The organism is Planococcus chinensis (assembly GCF_020071995.1).
Taxonomy (GTDB): Bacteria; Bacillota; Bacilli; order Bacillales_A; family Planococcaceae; genus Planococcus; species Planococcus chinensis_A.
The window spans coordinates 279,307-301,444 of sequence record NZ_JABWTK010000006.1 but is presented as its reverse complement, the minus strand read 5'-3'; the positions used below and the strand labels follow the sequence as shown (position 1 = coordinate 301,444).

Annotated in this window: 11 protein-coding genes; 9 read left to right on the top strand and 2 right to left on the bottom strand. The window is 38.3% G+C overall.

From position 1 onward, the window contains the following. Nucleotides 1-53 precede the first annotated feature (53 nt). From pglZ to HU147_RS12330, 6 genes are all read left to right on the top strand, one after another. Nucleotides 54-2,549 (top strand): BREX-1 system phosphatase PglZ type A, encoded by a 2,496-nt coding sequence (gene pglZ / locus HU147_RS12355; protein WP_224076521.1) that lies wholly within the window; start codon nucleotides 54-56, stop codon nucleotides 2,547-2,549. After that, on the top strand, nucleotides 2,546-6,028 hold the full coding sequence (gene pglX, locus HU147_RS12350; protein ID WP_224076520.1) for a BREX-1 system adenine-specific DNA-methyltransferase PglX: 3,483 nt from the start codon (nucleotides 2,546-2,548) through the stop codon (nucleotides 6,026-6,028). Before pglZ ends, pglX (HU147_RS12350) begins: the two co-directional genes overlap by 4 nt. Before the next feature lie 81 nt (nucleotides 6,029-6,109). Then, nucleotides 6,110-9,610 carry a BREX-1 system adenine-specific DNA-methyltransferase PglX gene (gene pglX, locus HU147_RS12345; RefSeq protein WP_224076519.1) on the top strand — a complete coding sequence of 1,167 codons (3,501 nt, stop codon included), beginning with the start codon at nucleotides 6,110-6,112 and terminating at the stop codon, nucleotides 9,608-9,610. Between the two features lie 13 nt (nucleotides 9,611-9,623). Further along, nucleotides 9,624-12,779 carry a DEAD/DEAH box helicase gene (locus tag HU147_RS12340; RefSeq protein WP_224076518.1) on the top strand — a complete coding sequence of 1,052 codons (3,156 nt, stop codon included), beginning with the start codon at nucleotides 9,624-9,626 and terminating at the stop codon, nucleotides 12,777-12,779. Between the two features lie 212 nt (nucleotides 12,780-12,991). Continuing rightward, a complete protein-coding gene (locus HU147_RS12335) occupies nucleotides 12,992-13,597 on the top strand; it encodes a hypothetical protein (RefSeq protein WP_224076517.1) in 606 nt (201 codons plus the stop codon). 87 nt (nucleotides 13,598-13,684) lie between these two features. Further along, nucleotides 13,685-14,593 (top strand): restriction endonuclease, encoded by a 909-nt coding sequence (locus HU147_RS12330; protein ID WP_224076516.1) that lies wholly within the window; start codon nucleotides 13,685-13,687, stop codon nucleotides 14,591-14,593. A 167-nt stretch (nucleotides 14,594-14,760) separates the two neighbouring features. Here HU147_RS12330 and HU147_RS12325 read toward each other — a convergent pair whose 3' ends face one another. After that, a complete protein-coding gene (locus HU147_RS12325; RefSeq protein WP_224076515.1) occupies nucleotides 14,761-15,933 on the bottom strand; it encodes a type I restriction enzyme HsdR N-terminal domain-containing protein in 1,173 nt (390 codons plus the stop codon). A 640-nt stretch (nucleotides 15,934-16,573) separates the two neighbouring features. Here HU147_RS12325 and HU147_RS12320 point away from each other — a divergent pair. Together HU147_RS12320 and HU147_RS12315 are read left to right on the top strand one after the other, a co-directional pair. Continuing rightward, the gene (locus HU147_RS12320; RefSeq protein ID WP_224076514.1) at nucleotides 16,574-17,239 is read left to right on the top strand and encodes a hypothetical protein; all 666 of its coding nucleotides are present in this window, start codon (nucleotides 16,574-16,576) and stop codon (nucleotides 17,237-17,239) included. Between the two features lie 39 nt (nucleotides 17,240-17,278). Continuing rightward, nucleotides 17,279-18,673, top strand: coding sequence for a PD-(D/E)XK nuclease family protein (locus HU147_RS12315; RefSeq protein ID WP_224076513.1), 1,395 nt, complete (start codon nucleotides 17,279-17,281; stop codon nucleotides 18,671-18,673). An 88-nt stretch (nucleotides 18,674-18,761) separates the two neighbouring features. Here HU147_RS12315 and HU147_RS12310 read toward each other — a convergent pair whose 3' ends face one another. Further along, nucleotides 18,762-19,172 carry a DUF2809 domain-containing protein gene (locus tag HU147_RS12310; protein ID WP_224076512.1) on the bottom strand — a complete coding sequence of 137 codons (411 nt, stop codon included), beginning with the start codon at nucleotides 19,170-19,172 and terminating at the stop codon, nucleotides 18,762-18,764. 168 nt (nucleotides 19,173-19,340) lie between these two features. Here HU147_RS12310 and HU147_RS12305 point away from each other — a divergent pair, with 168 nt between their 5' ends. Next, nucleotides 19,341-22,055 (top strand): LuxR C-terminal-related transcriptional regulator, encoded by a 2,715-nt coding sequence (locus HU147_RS12305; protein ID WP_224076511.1) that lies wholly within the window; start codon nucleotides 19,341-19,343, stop codon nucleotides 22,053-22,055. Nucleotides 22,056-22,138 lie beyond the last annotated feature (83 nt).

The window sequence follows — 22,138 nt, the reverse complement described above, 5'->3', positions numbered from 1 at the left end:
CTTGGAATAAGGAAATATGAATGATTTGCGTTGAATACGTAGGAGTGAATGCTATGGACCAATTATTACAACGACTGCACAATTTAATCGAGCGTGAGAAATCGGATAAAGGACGTGCGCTTGTCACGTGGATTGATACTGATGGGGAATGGTCAAAGGAAGCATTAGCTGAAGCAATGAATGGAATTTGCGAAGTTTTATTTCTTGAGGAGAAGAACATTTTTCAATTGAAGAGGCAAGTAGAACGGCAGAAACTCTCGACTTCTTTTTTGCTCTATTCTCCTTCTTTATTATCAGCAAAAGAGAGCGATGCCCTAAGCTCTCTTTTAGGAATGTCTGTGACCTTTCATACGGATAACGTTATGGAGTTCGCACAAGAGCTAAAAGTAGATGAAATGAAGTTGCGCCAATTAATCGCTATATATCCGAAATTTTTCAAGGCCACAAAACGAAAAAATCGTCTTGAAAAATTAATGAATCAATACAATGAACCTCTATCTGTGAAATTGTTAATTGCTTCGATTCTTAACTGTGAGCCGTCACCACTTTCCTTTATTAAATCATTACTCAGTAAACATGACTTAGTATTCCCGAGAGAATTACTTTCCCTCGATTTAGATGAAGCATTACTACAAGAATTGGAGCAGTATTTAAAGCATGATTTTCAGAAGGATCAAGAGCTACTTCCTCAATTAATTGATATCGTTATTGCCAGTGTAGTACTACGGGATAGTGTATTCCCATTTCAAGTACTTCAGTCATACCAAACAGCTAGAACGAATCAATTAGCTGCACTTTATGAAGAGCTATTACAAAAAGAAGAAATTCGAAATCAGTGGACGGAATGGACGGACGAATGGGGACGAAAAACCGAAATTGATAAGCAGCTAGCAAAACTTTCTCGAATCGACCTAGGGACTTATCAAAGCTTTAAGAAAGCTGATGATTTGTTGATTGAACGAATTCTGGAGGATTCAAGTGATGATGAGAGCATTGTTACCTGGTTGCCTTTTATTGAGGCTCGGCAGTTAACTACTTCAGCTCAACTTTTTGATGATATCAGAGAGAGATATGCGCTTTTACACACATACGTTTCCTTAATACAAGAATATCGACGTTGTTTACCAACAATAAAAATAGAGCCAGAAAATTTAACAGATTTATATCAAACTTATATTGACCAAGAGTATCGCATTGATCAATTGCATCGCCAATTGAATTTCATGGCGACGAAGCAAGGGTTTGAACCTTTTGAACAATTGCTTGAGCTGGAACGATTCCGGTATGAACATGAATTTCTACAATACCGAACTGAACAAGCAACACACTTATTGAATGGTCCTGCACCTAGTTTGACAAACCAACTAGATTTCTATCAGCGATATGTCCATTTGCCACGCCTCCAGTCAAAAGCGAAGCAGTACGTTATCATTTCAGATGCGCTTCGATATGAAGCAGGAGTAGAATTAGCTGCTCGGCTTGAAGAAAAATTTGGCATGGCAGTTTCAACGGAAGCAATGGTAGCTTCCGCTCCAACTTACACTCAATTAGGAATGGCGAGTCTTTTGCCGCAACAAGGTGAGCTCACCTTTAACCAAAAAGTAATTGAAATAGACGGTTATTCTACACAAGGATTAATTAATCGGGAAAAAATTCTAAATCGTGTTGCTCCTTCAAAAGCATTTAAAGTAAATGATTTCGTTACAATGAAAGTAAGTGAACGACGTGAAGCCGTCCGAGGGTTCGAAGTAGTTTATTTATATCACAATGTAATCGATGCGTCGGGAGATAAAATGGAAACAGAACGACTTGCCTTTTCCGCAACAAATCAAGCATTAGAGGAGCTAGAGCGATTAGTCAAATCATTACAGGCAATGGAAGCAAAGCGAATTGTTATAACAGCAGACCATGGCTATCTCTATGTAGATGAAGTAGCAGAAGTCTATACGAAAGTAGTGGCAGAACGAGAAATGGCTGTTGAAGGAAATACGAGATTTCTAATTTATGATCCATATGTTTCTCCAGGGATTGAATTTGGTGCTATAGAGCTGCCTTCAACACATTCACCTTTAAATAATAAGTGTCTTGTTGCTACAGGGTTAAATCGTTTTCGAAAAGGAAGCGGATCACGTTTTATGCACGGAAGCGTTTCTGCTCAAGAACGGATCGTTCCCGTTGTCATTATAGAAGCACAACAAGCCATCCGAGCGGTAGAAGTCAGGGTACAACAATCTCTTCAACTGATTACAACCATGACACCGCGTTTTGTTCTTTATCAAACGGAAGCAGTTTCTTCTGATATGAGAGGTCGACCAATAAGACTCAGTTTAGAATGGCAAGGCCGCAGAATTTCAAACCAAATACGCTTCGATTTTCAAGCGACAGAAAGAAGATTGTTTGAACAAATTGCTGAGTTGAAACTTTTTGAAGCAACTTATCCAGCTTATACAGATGTCGAACTGATTTTAGAAACGCTCACAGATGCAGGTTGGACAAGATACCAAACGTATTCGTACGCAATGAATGTTCAAGGGAGAAATGAGTCATGAATAAAAAAGCATTAGAACGATTTGCACCCGCAGAACGAAATTCTTTACGCGCTGCTGTTGAAAAAAGGCTAGCGAGCCTTGGATTGACCGGTGATCAACCTTCTCTATTTAGTAAATGGCTAAAGGAAGAAGGGGAAGCAATTATAGTGAACAAAAAAGCTTACCCAAGATCTAATTATCAAGCTTTTCAAGAGCTCTTTAATGAACTCAAGAAAGTTGGATATGATCATTTAGTGGAGGAATTAGCTTATACGTGGTTTAACCGATTCATGGCGATTCGATACATGGAAGTGAATAGTGTCTTGCCGGATTATGTGAAAATTATCGAACGTGATCCTATAACACGTAGACCAGAAATTATGGATAACTATACCCATTTGAAAGTTGATGGAGCAGAAATTGAAGAATTAAAGATAGCCAACGAAGAGGAAGAGGCATACCGTATTTTATTTATTGCCTCTTTAAAACAATTGAGCGTTTCCATGCCATTTTTGTTTCCTGCCGATCAAGATTGGACAGAGATAGGAATGCCTGAAAATATTTTAACACCTGGTGGCATAGTCGATAGAATTCTTGAAGAAGAAGGACTGTCTCAGAGTTTTGAGGCTGGCGTTGAATCCATCGGTTGGTTATATCAGTTTTATATGAGTGAAAAAAAGAAACAAGTTGGCGGGTTACGTAACAATGCAGTTAAAAAAGAAGATTTGCCTGTCGTCACTCAATTGTTCACGCCTCGTTGGATTGTCGATTATATGACAGAAAATACGGTTGGAAAACTATATGATGAGTGGCAACCACAGAACGACTTATCAACTCAATGGCCATACTACTTAAAGCATGAAAACTCTAAAAAGCTTTTACCTGAATTTCAAGATAACTTAGAGCAAATCAAATTCATTGATCCCGCGTGTGGATCAGGACATATACTCGTTGCAGCGTTCGAGCATTTCTATGAAATGTATTTAGAACAAGGGTATCGTCGCTCAGAGATCGGATCTTTGATCCTAAAGAACAATTTATTTGGCTGTGATATTGATTGGCGGGCAGCCCAAATTGCGAACTTTACTCTTTACATGAAAGCAGCAGAAACAAATAAGCGTTTCTTGCGCCAAGTAACTTCTAAAGTAGGTAACGTGCTCGAAATTCGTGATTCTGTACCTTTAACAGAAGAAGAATGGAAATGGTTTGCTCAATATGAAAAAAAAATAGATGTTTTGCAAGAGTTAATTATTAAGTTCGAGAATGCCAAGCAGTTTGGTTCATTGATTAGACCTGCGAATATTGACTATACCTCTCTTTTAGAATTACTTGAGTCATTGAAAGAACAACAAATTGCTGATTTGTATGAAGAAGCTTTAAAGCAATCTGCAATTTCCAAACTTATACCAGTCCTACGTCAAGCGAAACTACTAGCTGATCAGTATCAAATCGTAGTAACGAATCCACCGTACCACAATAAGTTTAATCCTTCTTTGAAAACATTTTTAACGGAGGAATTTAACGATTTCAAATCCGACTTGTACTCTTCTTTCATAGCTCGCTGTCTGGAAATGGCCACAAAAAACGGATACATAGGGATGATGACACCATTTACGTGGATGTTTATATCTAGTCATGAGAAGTTGCGTCGTCATATCGTTAGTAAGTTCTCTTTCTCTAGTCTTGTTCAATTAGAGTATTCGGCTTTTGAAGAAGCGACGGTTCCAATTTGTACTTTTGTTATTCAAAAACAAGACAAAGATCCAGTTGGGGAATATATCCGACTCTCAGAACTTAGAGGAGATCAAGGAAATTTCTTGAGAGAAGCAGTAATAAATAACGCGGTTTCATATCGTTATCGAGTAAATAGTAAAAATTTCAACAATATTCCAGGAGCACCTATTGCTTACTGGGCTGACGAATCAATCTACGCAGCTTTTAAGAATTATCCATCTTTAGATGAGGTAGCTGATGTACGGGTAGGATTACAAACCTCTGATAATGAACGATTCTTACGTTTTTGGTGGGAAGTTGATTACTCGAAAATTGGTTTCCAAATGGAAAATGCAATAGAAGCAAAAAATAGTAGAAAAAAGTGGTTCCCTTTCAATAAGGGAGGGGAATTTAGAAAATGGTATGGGAATATGGAGTATGTTATTAATTGGGAGAATGACGGTAAAGAAATTAAAGAATTTGCAACAGCAAAATACAAAAATTATACCAGAACACTTAAGAACTTAAATTTTATGTTCAGAGATGGAGCTACTTGGTCTGCTATCTCATCAAGTAGGTTAGCTGTAAGATACCAACCCAAGGGAGTTCTATTTAGTAATGCTGGAATGACTGTCTTTTCTAACTCAATGGAGAAAACAACAGGTATTATTGGTTTATTAAATTCAGATACAATTTGGGGGTTAATCCAAAACTTGTCTTCTACTATTAATTTTGATGCGGGCATTTTAAAGCGGCTGCCTTATACAATGCCTGATGAAGATTCTAAAATAATAACTAATGACTTAATCCGTATAGCTAAGCAAGAATGGGATTCAAAGGAAACTTCTTATGACTTTTTAGGAAAGTTACATGAAAATGAATTTAATATTAAAGAATATGTTGTTTTAAATCAGACACAGATTTCTGAGTGGATAAATGAAATGTTAACAAAAGAAACAATTTTAAATGAAAAAGTAAGTGGTTTATTTAACATTGGCATAGAGGAAAATATTAACAAACAAAAGCTAGTTGAAAAAACAATTCGTCCGTTATCATCTTTACAAATAAATAAAGAATTTTTGTCTTACTTTATAGGATGCACGCTTGGACGTTTTTCGTTAGCTAAAAAAGGAATCGTTTATGCGGGAGGTGAATGGAGAGAATCAAATTATTCATTATACCAACCAGTAAAAGATGGCATTCTTACCTTTACCGACGAGCAGGTATTGCCTGATGAACAAGATGTCTATAAACAGTTACAAAAATTCTTATCAATACTTTATGGAGAAGAAACTTTACAAGACAATCTTTCCTTTATTGCGGAGGCATTAGGGAAAAAACCTCGGGAAACAGTAGAACAAGCGATACGCAGATACTTTATGACAGATTTTATTAAGGATCATATCCAGTTATATAAAAAGCGGCCGATATACTGGTTGATTGATAGCGGGAAACATAAAGGAATGCAATCGTTAATGTATCTTCATCGCTATACGCCGTATACGTTAGGTCTTGCCATGCAGAATCATTTTGTTCCGTTGCTAAGTCAATGGCGGAATTTAGAGCGGGTTACGCTTGAGGAATTTGAGAATGGAGAGGTTACTCCAGTTGTCAAAAAAGAGTTAACGAAAAAGCTGGAGGTATATCAAAATCGGAGAATTGAACTGGAAACTTTTCAGGACAAGCTGAATCAATTGGCACGTAAAGAAATTCCGATTGATTTGGACGATGGGGTTAAAGAAAATTACCAAATGCTTGAGGATATTCTTATAAGTATCAAGTTTTAAAAGTTATAGAAAATGAGAAACAGTAAAGGGAAGGTTGAATTATATATTCAATCTTCTTTGTTGCATAGGAGAGATATAAAAGTGGATAAAAAAACATTATCAAGATTTGCGCCAACTGAAAGGATTTATCTGCGGGCTGCAGTTGAAAAAAGGTTGGATAACTTTGGGCTGAATTCGGAATCAGTACCACAGTTTGATGAATGGTTATCAAAAGAAGGAAGCACTCTTATTGTAAATCAGAATCGGTATCCGGATTCATCACTCAGATCTTTTCAAGGATTATACAATGAGTATAAAAAAGTCGGTTATGATCAGTTAGTAGAGGAGTTAGCTTATACGTGGTTTAACCGATTTATGGCCATTCGATACATGGAAGTGAATGGTGTTTTGCCGGATTATGTGAAAATCATTGAACGAGATCCGATTACTCGCAGACCAGAAATAATGGATAATTATAATCACTTGAATGTTAACGGAAAAGAAATTGAAGAGTTAAAGATAAATAACGAAGAAGAGGAAGCTTATCGTAAATTATTTTTAGCATCAGCAAATAAATTAGGCGAAGTAATGCCATTCTTATTTGAACCATTACAGGATTGGACAGAACTCGTCTTGCCAGACAAAATGCTGGAACCAAATGGGGTAATTGATCGAATTCTCTCTGAAGAAGGATTAACTGAAAGTTTTAAAGACGGAGTAGAATCAATTGGTTGGATGTACCAATACTATATTGCTGACTTGAAAAGCATCGTAATGAAAAAGAAAAAAACATCGAAAGAGGAACTACCAGCTCGCACACAACTTTTCACTCCTAAGTGGATTGTAAAGTATTTAGTTGAAAATTCTCTAGGTCAACTCTGGCTGGAAGCTGAAGAGAACACTGCATTAGCATCTCAATGGAATTATTTTGTAGAACCAGCTGAGCAGAGTCCTGAAGTGCAAAGACACTTAAATGAGATTAGCTATAAAAATACTGAATTGGAATCAATTACAGTTCTTGACCCAGCCTGTGGTTCGGGACATATTTTATCTTATGCCTATGATCTCTTGTTTGAAATGTATTTAGAAAGAGGATATACAAAGCGAGAGATACCAAAATTAATACTAACACATAACTTATATGGGATTGATATAGACACACGTGCAGCGCAACTTGCTTACTTTACATTAATGATGAAGGCTGTCGAAAGCGCAGGGCGAGTAGTTTGGCGCAATCCAGTAGAACCTAACATCATAGCTATTCAAGAATCTAATGGAATCGATTTAGCATTTGTAGAGCTAGCTTTTAGTAATGATTCAGCTACTTTGAAGGAAGTTAAATTTTTACTTGAGGAGTATGTTGATGCACGTGAATATGGCTCATTATTGCAACCGGCCTCTATTAATATAGGATTACTAGAAGATATGTTAAAAAAAGTTGAAACTGATCAATTAGAAATATTTAATATAATGAACGGTCAATCTCAAGAAAATCAAATTATAAGAAAATTAATTCAGCAACATCAACTGTTAACTAGTCAGTATGACGTAGTTATTACAAACCCTCCATATATGAGTAATTCTACAATGAATTATAAATTAGGTGATTTTGCTAAGAAATGGTATCCGATTTCTAAAGCAGACCTTTTTGCAATGTTTATGGAAAGAATTTCAGATTTTACAAAAGAAAAAGGATTTAATGCAACTATTAATCAGCATTCTTGGATGTTTTTAACAACATATGAAAAATTACGTAAGAGAATCTTGAATGAATCTGTAATTAATTCTATGTTGCATTTAGGTACACGTACATTTGAGGATATTGGCGGAGAAGTGGTACAAAGTACAGCGTATGTCTCGCGAGAAATAAAAGAACCGAATTATAACGGACTTTATATTCGACTTGTGGAAGCATCAAATGCGATAAACAAAGAAATAGAAATGTTACAGAGAGAAAAAAGTATCATCTATACACCAAAAATCTCGGATTTTATGAAAATTCCTGGTTCACCTATTGCTTATTGGGCAGATGAATCAATTCACGCAGCCTTTAAGAATAATCCATCCCTTAATGACCTTGCTGATGTACGACAAGGGCTTGCTACTGCAGATAATAACCGTTTTTTGCGGTATTGGTGGGAAGTTGATTACTCGAAAATTGGTTTTGGGATGAAAAGTGCAAAAGAAGCAAAGAGCAGTAGAAAGAAATGGTTTCCTTTTAATAAGGGTGGCGAATTTAAAAAATGGTACGGAAATATTGAACATGTGATTAACTGGGAAAATGACGGTGAAGAGATAAAGGGATTTAAAAAATCGGTTATTCGTAATCCGAGTTACATGTTTAGACAAGGAGTTACATGGTCAGATATTAGTTCTGCTTACTTTGGAGTTAGATATTTACCACCGGGATGCTTATTTGGACATACTGGCTCTGCTGTTTTTTTGAATTCTGACAGGGAGTTAAAAAAAATATTAGCACTTCTTGCATCTAAACCAGTAAATACTATTCTCAAAACTTCAAGTCAAACTTTACATCATGAGGTTGGACAAATTAAAAACATTCCTATCCCTGCTATAGATGATTCGAGTTTAGATAAATTAATACAAAACGCAGAAGCTTTAATTGAAAAAAGCAAAAAGGATTGGGATGAATCAGAGAGAAGTTGGGAATATGATCCAAGCATCTACAAAAACAACAACAATTTGAAAGAAAGTTATTTAAAATATACTTATCTTAAAGAAGAAGATATTCAAAAAACTATATTGCTAGAAAAGGAAAATAACGTCGTCTTAACAGCTATATACGGATTAGAAAAAATTATTCATGATATCGAAGTGAATAACAAGGAAATCACCTTACGTTTGTTGGAAAAAGATAAATATATTCGTTCCTTTCTTTCATACTTCATTGGTTGCACATTTGGTCGGTATTCTCTAGATGAAGAAAGCATATCTTACGCAAGAAATAATCTGAAACAGTTAGAGTATGCAACCTACCAACCTGTCAAAGAGGGCATTCTTACCTTTACCGACGAGCAGGTATTGCCTGATGAACAAGATGTCTATAAACAGTTACAAAAATTCTTATCAATACTTTATGGAGAAGAATCCTTACAAGGGAATCTTTCCTTTATTGCGGAGGCATTAGGGAAAAAACCTCGGGAAACAGTAGAACAAGCGATACGCAGATACTTTATGACAGATTTTATTAAGGATCATATCCAGTTATATAAAAAGCGGCCGATATACTGGTTGATTGATAGCGGGAAACATAAAGGAATGCAATCGTTAATGTATCTTCATCGCTATACGCCATATACGTTAGGTCTTGCCATGCAGAATCATTTTGTTCCGTTGCTAAGTCAATGGCGGAATTTAGAGCGGGTTACGCTTGAGGAATTTGAGAATGGAGAGGTTACTCCAGTTGTCAAAAAAGAGTTAACGAAAAAGCTGGAGGTATATCAAAATCGGCGAATTGAACTGGAAACTTTTCAGGACAAGCTGAATCAATTGGCACGTAAAGAAATTCCGATTGATTTGGACGATGGGGTAAAAGTCAATTACCAGAAACTAAATATAATTCTGAAAGAAATAAAATTCTAAGGTAGGCGTTACGATGTTTAAACGAGGAACAATTATTCGCGGACCTAAATGGGCAGAGCCAGTTGAAGTAATTAGTTTCATAGAAGAACCAGGTATTGGCTATTTAGCAGAATTGCAGGGACGTAAATCCAAAAGATTTTATCAAGATTATGTACTTACTGAAGAATTGACACAGTTAGAAACTTCTACTATTACAAAACAAATGCTTGAGAGTCATGAAGTAGCTGAAATGATTCAATACCATCTTGTCAAACAAGATATGTCTTTTGCTGAAAACCAAGCACGAGGAAATCAAAACGTATTGCCCCTCCCGCATCAAATTGAAGCTGTGTATTCTCGAATGATGAAGACACCAACAGTCCGTTATTTATTAGCTGATGATCCAGGTGCTGGGAAAACAATTATGAGCGGTATGTTGATCAGTGAAATGATGGCTCGATCAGCTTCGCAGCGTGTTCTTATTTTAGTACCCCCGCTTGTCTTAACTCAGTGGCAAGCGGAACTTGAGTCAAAATTTGGTGAGACTTTTACGATTATAAATCGTGCGGTGTATGCTACATCGAATGAAAATCCATTTGAACGCCATGATAAAGTTTTATGTTCACTATACTGGGGAATGCGGGAGGACATCAAGGCAAAAATTGTTGCAGCTAATTATGATTTAGTAATAATAGATGAAGCGCATAAAATGGCAGCATATAGTACCAAGAATCGGAAAGGGAAGCAGGTACGGAAAACAAAGATGTACCGGCTTGGAGAAGAAATTGCGGAGGTAACAGAGCATCTTCTGTTACTTACTGCGACTCCCCATAAAGGAGATAGAGAGAATTACCGGCACTTGCTTAGCTTACTAGATCCAGATATGTTCAACCCTGATATCAATCAGCGACGATTACATGAGTCAGCAAGGCCATTCGTCATTCGTAGGTTAAAAGAATCCATGGTGCAATTCGATGGAACCCCATTGTTTCCAAAGCGTACAACTAAAACATTGACATTCGATCTATCCGAACGTGAATTAGAACTTTATGAAGCAGTAACGAATTATGTAACTGAGCATTTTAACCGTGCAAAACAAGAAGGCAATCGTTCCACAAGCTTTGCCATGATGTTATTACAGCGCCGTCTCTCGTCTTCAATCGAAGCGATCTACTTGTCTCTGGTTCGCCGCAGGGATAAACTTTCTTCGATTGCCATCCAAGAACAGCAACGTCTCGAACGTAGTTTCGAAGAGCCAGATGAACTAACCAATGAAGAACTGGAAGCATTCGAAGAAGAATCTTTAGGTGCTTTAGTTGAATATAATACAGTAGAACTCCAAATTGAGATTGATCAGTTATCTCATCTTATTCAACTTGTTGAAAGTATCCGAGAAGACGATATTGAACACAAATTCGCTGAATTAGAACGAACGTTGTTTGGACCAAATGGACTGCTGGCGAATGGAGAAAAGTTGCTGATCTTCACAGAAGCAAAAGATACACTGCGTTATTTAGAACGAAGATTAACTGAACGCATTGGACATATCGCTATAATTGAAGGCTCCATGAACATGGAAGAGCGGATTGAGTCTGTTGAACGTTTCCGGGCAGAAATACCAGTAATGATTGCGACAGATGCAGGGGGAGAGTCGATCAACCTCCAATTCTGCAACCAAATGATTAACTATGATATCCCATGGAACCCAAATAAATTAGAGCAACGGATGGGACGAATCCACCGAATCGGGCAAAAAAATGAAGTTTTCGTTTTTAATTTAGTAGCGATTAATACTCGTGAGGGTAGAGTATTTGAACGACTCCTAACTAAATTAGAAACCATGCGTGAGGATTTAGGGAATGATTTAGTATACGATTTCTTAGGGGAAGTACTTGAGCAACAAGATTTAAGTTTAGATGACTTAATGATTGCTTCCATTGAAAATCGAGAACAATTGGATCAGGTAATTGCACGAATGGAAAAAGTACTTTCCGAAGAACACGCGGAATTAATAGAGCTAGCGAAAAGAGAGAGCATAGCTGATACAGTTGACTTGCCAGGTGTTCGTCGTTCATTTAATGATGTTCAATTACGTGCCCTTCCTTCTCGTGCTTATAATACATTTTTACGTCGAGAACTGGAAAGAGAAAAAATGTCTCCGACGGAGCGAACTAAAAATGTATTAAGAGTAAGTTATATACCGAAACACGTTATGCAGAAAGCCAGAGCTTTGGGGCTGCATATGCCGAAGAGAGAAGAGTGGCTCATAACTACCGATAGGAATCGTTCTACTTCTGAAGTTGCATTAGTAACTGCAGGTCATCCATTAGTAAAACTTTTGATTACAGAAGCTGAGGAAAAACGATTAGAGACGAAACTTACAACATATGAAGCAACTTTGCCAGCACCTGAAGAGCTGCAAGTTGTCCTATTTACTTACCGATTGCGAGATGGAAACGACCGTATCGTATCAAATCAGTTGAAAATTGTAGGGTTGCGAACTAATGGGCAAGTAGTGGAGCTTTCCCCGCACTGGCTTTATAGTACCGAAGCTTCGTTTATTGAACGGCCATCTTTAGAGGGGAAAGTGCTTTTGGAAGCCAAAAAAGCAGCAATCCTAGCTCAAAAAGAAGCACGAAGACAACGAGAATGGATGGCACTCCAAAAAGAGGAACAACTTATTCAAGCGTTTGACGCGCGTATCCAATCGCTTAAAAACCGTTTAGAAGCATTTAAATCTGAAAACGATTGGGCCAGAAACAGTGCAAACATTAATAAGTATGAAAGTAACATAAGAGAACAAATTGAACGGAAAGAAGAACGGCTCGAACAAGTCCGTCGTGAAGGCGCAATAAGTCTTCAAAAAATAGATGTTATTGCCGAGCTAGCTGTGAAAGACTCAGATACATGGCGTGTGTTTCCAGAGGATGTAGAAACAATAGTAGCATTACACGAAGAGGCAGCAGGTCGGAGAGTTCGTAAACAGCCCGCTCTTGGACTCATCGATTTCGTCAGCGAAAACGACGATGAACACAGGTTTATTCTTGCAGCATCATCTTTGCCTGAAAGTATTCCTTATTTAGAGGATTACGAAGACATTTATTCTCAGACATATATTTATGTAGTGGATGGTTATCTCATTAAGAATGTTGTTAGATTGGCAGATCTTTATAAAAGAGCAGCACTTTAGAAAAACCAAACTAGTTGTTTCTCCACTGCTTAATGTACTGGAACTAGGATTATTTTTATATTCCATAGTCTTGTTGTCTATGGCTCATGCTAAAAATGAACTAGACCAATTTCTCTTAGAGAAATTACTCCTTTTCAAATAGAAGAAAATAGAGAAATCGAAAATCACATTTTAAATTTTACTTATCTAAAAGTAAAGGTAAGGTAGAACGAATGAGAGAAGATTATAATGAAGGTACACGTATTAATGAAAAATTAATTAAGCTGGAGAAATATACCTCTTTTTTAACTCAAGCATTAGATAAAGTGGATAAGGAATATTTTAAGATTCTAACGACATATGATGAAATTGTAAGAGAAAGAGTTTTTTGTTACGAGTTTTACCATCAAATGCGCCTTTTGCAAAATAATCATGAGTTAAGTGGATTTGCTTTATCTGGAGAAATTGATAAAAGAGGACATACAGGTATTGAAACAGAAGACTGGAAAAATCCCGATTTTGTTTTCCACGAGTATGGAACTTTTGATAGAAATGAAATAATAATTGAAGTCAAAGGAAAAATAAATGTCGAAGGAATAAAAAAAGATTTTAAGACTCTTCTTCAATATGCTTCTAGATATCAGTATAATCATTCGTTTTTTATCCTATATAACCATAATTTAATTGAATTTCAAGAACAATTTTTAGGGCAAATGGACTCGGAAACTATCCGAAATCTAAAAAACAACAAAAGTATTGTAGTAATTTGTAAGAAAAGTTATGATTCGGTATGCGAGATAGCTGATTTAAAGGATTTATTACATTTCGGGAGAGCTTAAATAGCATTACTCCTTTGAAAAATTGATTTCGTTTAACAAATAGAAGTTACTAAATTACTTTCTAGTAAATAGGAAAGAGGTGCTAATATGGCTATCCCAGGTTTCCAAGAATTTATGTATCCTTTTTTAGAAGTATTAAAAGACGGAAAAGAACATTCCTTAAAAGAAGTTTACGGTCGTTTAGCTGAAGAATTTAAATTATCCAATGAAGAAAAAGAAGAGCTGCTTCTGAGTGGTAAACAAAGAGTATTACATAATAGAATAGGCTGGACCAGAACGTATTTAAATAAAGCTGGATTATTAAAAACAGTACGACGTGGAATATATGTTATTTCGGATGAAGGAAGAAACTTATTGAACAATCCAAACATAAATCGAATAGATAATGCATTTTTAATGAAATATGAAGATTTTAGAGAATTTAAAAACGTCAATAATAACCAGCAAATTCCTTCTGATTTGACCAACTTAGAAGACATTACTCCGCTGGAAGAAATTGAGCGGAATTACAAAATCCTAAAAGAAGAAGCTAAAAGTGATTTATTGGACAAGGTGAAAAGTGGAACATCTTTGTTCTTTGAAAAACTTGTTGTTGAATTGTTAGTAGCAATGGGCTATGGAGGCTCAATTAAAGATGCCGGCCAAGCTGTTGGACGTTCTGGAGATGAAGGAATTGACGGTGTTATCAAAGAAGATATTCTGGGACTTGATATGATCTATTTACAAGCGAAACGTTGGGAGAATACGGTAACTCGTCCAGAACTGCAAAAATTTGTTGGTAGCTTGTATGGTCAGCAGGCTGGTAAAGGAGTTTTTATAACCACCTCTTCATTTTCAGAAGGAGCAAAGGAATACGTTAGAAAAATAGACAAGAAAGTCATTTTAATAGATGGCTCTGATCTTGCTGAATATATGTTTGAATACAACATTGGAGTAGGCCGTGAAGAAACCTTTGTCATAAAGAAAGTTAATGAGGAATATTTTGAGGAAGAGTAGAAATAAGGTATAAGCAATGTTTATAAATAGCAGCTCAAGCAAATAAATGCTTGAGCTGCTATTTTATAAGGCTCTCATTTTTACGGTTTTTTGAAGAGTTAGTTTATATTTTTTTATAATTTAAAAGAAGACGTGTTACTTCATATTCATAATAAAAGATACAAAAATTATTTTTTCTTTCTTCTTTTCTTCAGCTGCTTTTTCTTTTGTTCTCTAAACTCATCTCTAATTAACGCATATTTAACCAAACGACCAATGAAATCTTTTACATCTTTATTTTCCCATTCAAGTTGTTCCGTGTTGTCCAAATTGCCAAGCTGTATTTTTCTTTCTGCATTAAGTAATCTCGGTTCTTTTTCTTCAACGAAATCCAGTACTTCCGAAAATTTAGCCATTCCGCTTTTACCTACTGTAAGTCTGCCGGTATGCAATATTTCTACTGATTGTTCATCCGATTTCGCATAGGTAGGGAGAGATAATTGCAATGAGTTATGGCTTACCTTGTCATTATCTATAGCGACAATAATGTAACCTTCTATTATGGCTAAACTGATAATCTGGTGGCTTCCTTTTTTGTCTTCTACAATAAATGACCTGTAGTCTCCGGTCCAACCGATGCCAGAAGCGTTGTTGAACTTTGTGTATCTGAGTCCATTATCTTGAATGTATTTTACTCCATATAATTCATCATAGTGAATAAGAACTGTATCATCCCAAAATAATTCATTTAAATTAATAATAAATTTTTGTAAACTCTTATCTTTGATTCCCTCTAAGAAACCCCCTTTAAAATTAGAAATTTCTTCTGAATTAAAATCTTCGAACTTTCTCTTTTTATAAAGCACAACATTGGGTTTAACAAATTCGAAATTATTTGCAACGACTAAATCTTTAAATTTTGGTAGCTCATTTAGTGGGAAATATTGATCCTCCTGTTCATCCCATGTTTCTACAAAGAAATCATTTCCATTAGTAACAGCTATGGTATTTGCTTGTAGTAAGGTTTCATATTTATATACTTGGTCATATACGTTATCAATTAAAGGAGTTTTCATTGATTTACATTCAATAATTAATACAGGAATCATGGTATCCCCTTTAATTGAATAGACGATAATATCGGCTCGGCCTTTAGCGTTCGGTAAGAAATAAGACATAGGAACTTCTACTTCAATCATATTTTCAGGAACTTCTTTTTCATTGATTAAATATTGAATGGTTTTTTGACGTACTACTTCTTCGGGTGTTTCAAATACAAGTTTTTGTCTAATAGGATCATAAATATATTTTTTATTATTTCTGCTAAACAAATTAAGTGAACTAGGTTTTATTGATTTCAATTAGTTTTCACATCCTATAAGTTTTATTTCATAATTTATTTAAATAAAAAGGTAATTTCTGTTATAAGGGATATGTTACTATTGAAATGTAGTTTTGAATAGTTAAATAGTTTTAGTTGAAAATAAAAAATATAAAAACAAAAGGAGTTGAGTCAATTGTCGATTGCATTTTTGGAATTTTTAATTGGGTTTTTAGAATCAATTAAAACCCCTTTAATGGTTGGAGTCATGATTGCTATTTACCATTATCAATACCATGTTAAGTCATCTAAAAGATGAAGGGAAGAAAACAAATGGCAACATACAAAGAAATACAATCATTCATTAAGCACGAGAATGGTTATACTGCTAAAACTTGTTGGATAGCTCATATGAAAGAAGTAAACGGTTTAAATCCAAAAGTTTCTCCAAGAAGAATCTCTGAAACCAGTCGAGTTTACCGTGCCCTGAGCAGAAACAAGCTGATATTACGGCGGCTTTAAGGCATTATAAAATGATTTAATAACTATAATTATTTAATTAATGTGGCTATAGTTTGATTTGGCATTATACATATTTAAAGCCTTTGTTCCTTATATAAGGAATGAGGCTTTTAAAATACTAATATTCCTGGTTTAACAACATTTAAGGAGTGGATGAAATGAGTTTAGTTTCTGTTGATAATTTGAGAAAGACTTTTGAAGTAAATGCGAAATTCTACTATGCAAGTGTAAATGGAGAAAGTTTTTTGATGCGCCGTGAGGCAAGAATCACACGGAAAAATGTTGTTCAAGAAAAGAGTGACGCAGTAGTAGTCATGATTAATCCTGGAAGTTGTAAACCATCTATAAAGTTAAATGAGACTACTTCAAATCAAATGGAGTTTGTGCCGGCTGATTCTGATCAAACGCAAGAACAATTGATGAACTTAATGATAAGGAAAAATTGGAATGTCTTAGTCATCTTAAATTTATCGGATATTTGCGAAGGGAATTTGGATAGATTTAAGTCTATTGAAAAGAAGTTTACAGCTGCTGGAGTGCCGCACTCAATTTTTCAAGATGTTAACGCATTGGAGCGAGATATGCTTTTGTCTGCTACCGAGCATTTAATATTTGCTTGGGGCTCATCTCTTACAGCCAAAAGGCTAGCAAAAGAATTTATGCTTTATGATAAAGGAGTAGCATCAACGGACTATAAACATATGGTGGCATGGATTCATTATGAAAAATTATTCCCACGGCATCCTAGGCCAGCATTAATAGCAGATAGAATCACATGGTTAGATGTGATGGAATCTTTATTGCTAGAAGTTCCACAATCGTAAAGTATCACCGACTGAAATGGAGAAAGGCTGATTTTTATAATGACAATTGAAGTAAAAAACATCACAAACCTAATCTACAGCAAGCAGTTCGAAGAACTAAACCGCATGTTCAAAGCTTTCAATCCTTTAAAAGTATTGCGGATGGACAGCCATGAAATTAGGCATTCAAATGTACTTGCTTGGCTGTTGAACCATGAAGAAAACCACGGGCTGAATTCGGTATTTATTGAAAAGCTTATTAGCAGGCTTGTGATGAAACCAGAGAATGACCGGTTTGTCAGTGATTCTCGGTTTTTCTTAAAGACATTGGCGATGAAGCACGTTGACTGGAAAGTGGAGCGGGAAAAGCTGACGACAAAGAAGCGGTATATTGACCTTCTGTTGACTTCTGAGGAAAACGAAACGGTAATTATCATCGAGAATAAATTTTATTCATCTCAATCAGAAAAGCAGCTCGATGATTACTTGGAGTATGTAAAAAACGAATATGAAGGCTTCACCATTATCCCGGTGTTCCTGACATTGCTTAATGAAGAGCCGGCCAATGACCAGTACTGGGCGCTTAACTATACGGATATCGCAGAAGTGCTGGAGTTCGTCTTGAAATTTTATAAGGAGTCCATAAGCGGAGAGGTTTTCGTTTTCTTAAAGAATTATTTATCGATTCTGCAGGAACGTTTTGCACCTGACGAGGAACGCTTAATGCTGGCTGAAGAGATTTTTGAACAGTACGGAGAAGCCATTACATATCTTTATTTATTGAACAATCCAGGAATTAAGTTCTTGAATCATCATCAGCCATTTAAAGCACAGCTTGAAACAATCGGTGAAGAGGAAGAACAATGGATGAAAAAAATCTACACTGCATCGAATGAGGCGATTGATTTCATTTACACCGAAGGTTCGCTGGTCCTGAAAAAAGCTTTTCAACGATTTGTTCAGAAAAACAACCAGTTGGATATTCAGTTATACGATGCATCAAAATCCTATCCAAGTTTCATCTATCCTGAATGGCACAGGTATGCTGATTTCTTAAAAAACATCAATGATAAAGCAGTTTACTGGCTTAAATATGGATTAATAATTTTTATGCACCGGGTTGGAAGTGAACGTCTCCAATTGATTATTGAAGTCGGCAATATGGAATTTGATCATCGAATTAAGCTGTTAGAAAAACTCGAAGATAATGGTTTTTCGATAAAGCCATCATCTAAAACTCCGAACTCCATGTACACGCGCATCTTTACTGATCAAGTGGAAGTGACGGATTGGACGAGCATTGAAGTGGTTCAGAAAGCGATACATAAATTGAAGGCTTCCAAGAAATTTGAAGACCACATCAGCCGGATTAACAAAAGCATTGCAGCAGCTTCTGAAGAGCTGGGGTACGAACCCATAGACCTGAAAATGATAGAAGCTAAAGATTTATCATAGGTGGATTTGATTCTGTCTTATTAATTCCTCCTATTTATCTGACTTTATAAACTAATTAGTTGAAAGCAACCCTGCGGTGATCGGCTTCTTATAAAATGATTGTCTGCTGGTCAAAGAATGAAGCAAGTAAAACGCCGATTAGGTATCGGGTAAGATCAACTGGAAGAAACCTATGGCCAAAAATAAGGGCCCCTAAAGCCGTGCCACGGGTCTGGTTAATCCATTCAGCCTGGTATAGCTGGCTGAATTCGATTCCAAAACTGAACAAAAGACTAAAGAAAATAACTGTCGACAAGCTTTTCTGTATCCATAAAAAATGGAACCCATAATAGACCATCATGGACCAAAGTGCATCTCCTGCATTATGGGATACAACGGGCAACAAAAAATTGCTGTATTTTCTGGAAGCCAGGCCGAAAAATATAGTTGTTAAAATAGCTAAAAGATAGGCGATCCTTTTATTTCGGTAAATTTCGTTTTTAATAATCAATAAAATCACTCGTTTTAGGAAGTTATATAAATTATAAATATTTCTACATATTACCATCACTGAGTGGAGACATGCAAAGCGGCTTCCCAAATAAGGCTTTAGCGGGATAGTGAGATCTATTTCACGCTTGATAAAAGATAGAGGTGAGAAAGAATATTTTCATGGTAATATAGAATTATGAATATTCCAATTTTATCGACCAAACTTTATATTCCACAGCCACGGCCAAACAGTGTCCAGCGGCCACGCCTGATTGAACGGCTTAATGCTGGATTAGACCGCAAGCTGACGCTTATCGCTGCCTCCGCTGGATTTGGCAAGACGGCGCTTATTAGCGAATGGACAGCCGATTGCGGCCGGCGGGTCGCATGGCTGTCGCTGGACAAAGGGGATAGTGACCCAGTACGCTTCTTGACTTACTTTGTTGCGGCATTGCAGACGATTAAAGAAGACCTTGGAACCGGCGTGGTGGATTTGCTTCAGTCCCAGCAGCCACCGCCAATCGAATCGATTCTGACGGCTCTGATCAATGACATTTCGGCCATTCCGTTCAAATTTATCCTTGTCCTTGATGATTTCCATGTGGTTGATTCCAAAGAAATAAATGAGGCTCTCAGCTTCCTGCTCGAGCACCTTCCGCCACAGATGCATTTGGCCATTGCCACACGTGAAAACCCACCGCTGCCCTTGGCGAGGATGCGTGCCCGAGGGCAGCTGAACGAGTTGCGTGCCGCCGACCTGCGCTTTACTCCCAATGAAACGGCTTTGTTCCTCAAAGGGATGATGCGCTTGGACCTCACAGCTGATGAAATTACGGCACTGGAGTCCCGTACCGAAGGCTGGATAACCGGACTTCAGCTGGCAGCCCTATCGATGCAGGGACGCAGAGACATTCCTGCGTTTATCCAGGCGTTCGCCGGAGACAATCGGTATATCGTGGACTACCTGGTAGAAGAGGTCCTGCAGCTGCAGCCAAACCATGTCCGGGCCTTTTTGCTTCAGACCTCCATTCTTGACCGGTTGAACGGGCCGCTTTGCGATGCTGTCACTGGCCGGCAGGACGGGGCAATGCAGTTGGAGGCGTTGGAGCAGGGCAACTTCTTCGTGGTTCCGATGGATGAAACTCGCCACTGGTATCGCTATCATCACCTTTTTGCCGAAGTTCTATCTGCGTATTTAAAGGAGGAGCAGCCGGACCAGTTAGCTGGTCTGCATTTGAGCGCGAGCACATGGTATGAAAAACACGGATTTTCGGCTGATGCGATTCGCCATGCACTTGCCGCTGAAGATTTTGCCCGGGCGGCGGGCTTGATCGAGCTGGATTGGGCAGATATGCGCAGGAATCGCCAGGAAGCGGCGATGCTGGGTTGGCTGAAAGCAATTCCCGATGAGCTTGTCCGCCAGAGGCCGGTCCTTAGTGTAATCTATGCCTGGGCGTTATTGTCGGCCGGTGAGATAGCGACAGTAGAGGAGCGGCTGCAGGACGCTGAACGGTGGCTGGAAATGGCTGACGCGCATGAAAAAACCGAATCTTTTTTGGAGGGCATGGTCGTCGTAGACAAAGAAGAATTTCGCGGGCTCCTAAGTTCAATCTCCCTTTACCGGGCCGCAAATGCTTTGGCGCAGGGAGACATATCCGCTGCCATGAAAAACGCCCGGCGGGTTCTCGGCCTCGTCCCCGAAACGGATCATCTCCGGCGGGGAGCGGCAGCCGGGCTTTTGGGGCTCGCCTACTGGACAAATGGGGAACTCGAGACGGCATACCATAGCTATTTCGATGGCATGGCAAATCTTCAGCTGGCCGGCAATCTATCTGACGTCGTCGGGGGATCAATCGCTTTGGCTGATATTCGGATTGCCCAAGGCAGGCTTCGTCAGGCAATGCGCATCTACGAGCACGGCTTGCAGTTAGCGGCGGAACAGGGCGAACCTGCCATGCGGGGAACGGCAGATATGTGGGTGGGAATGAGTGAGCTTTGCCGGGAATCCAACGATTTGCCAAAAGCCTTGCAGCATTTAGTAAAAAGCAAGGAACAAGGTGAGCATACCGGGTTCCCGCAAAACCAATACCGCTGGCGCGTCGCCATGGCCCGCATACAGGAAGCTCAAGGAGATCTCGACGATGCGCTCAAACTTTACGCAGAGGCAGAACAGCTGTATGTCAGTGACTTTTTCCCGAACGTCCGGCCCATTGCGGCGTTAAAGACACGGGTGTGGCTTAAACAAGGGCGGCTGGACGACGCTCTCAATTGGATGCGGGAGCAGGGCTTATCTGTCGACAACAGCCTTAGTTACCTGCGTGAATTTGAGCATATCACCATGATCCGAGTGTTTTTGGCCCGCTATGCGAGTGGCCGCACAGACCATCGCTCTTTGCCTGTGGCAATCGGATTCCTGGAACGCCTTCTTAAAGCTGCAGAAGAAGGCGGAAGACTGGGGAGCGTAATTGAAATCATGATTGTCAAGGCGCTTGCCGATCAGCTGGAAAGCGGCATCCCCGCAGGACTTGTGCCGCTGCAGCGAGCATTGTCCCTGGCAGAGCCGGAAGGATATGTCCGGGTCTTTGCAGATGAAGGACCTCCTATGGCGGCCTTGCTTGAAGCTGCCCTAAAAAAGAAGATTGCCCCGCACTATGTCAGTCGCTTGTTAACAGCTTTTAGCCAGACAGAACCTAGCATGCCTGTTAAACAGACATTAAGCGAACAGCTGAGTGAACGCGAACTTGACGTGCTGCGGCTGCTTCGATCCGACATGAGCGGCCCTGACATTGCCCGGGAACTTACAGTTTCCCTAAACACGCTGCGGTCCCATACCAAGAACATTTACGGCAAACTTGAAGTAAACAACCGCCGTGCAGCCATCCGCCGTGCTGAGGAACTCGGACTGTTTTGACGAGAACAACCCTTCCGATCCAGGCGGATTTGAACTGCACCGGAATTGTTAGACACCAGTCTAGCAATTCCGGTGCAGTTTTT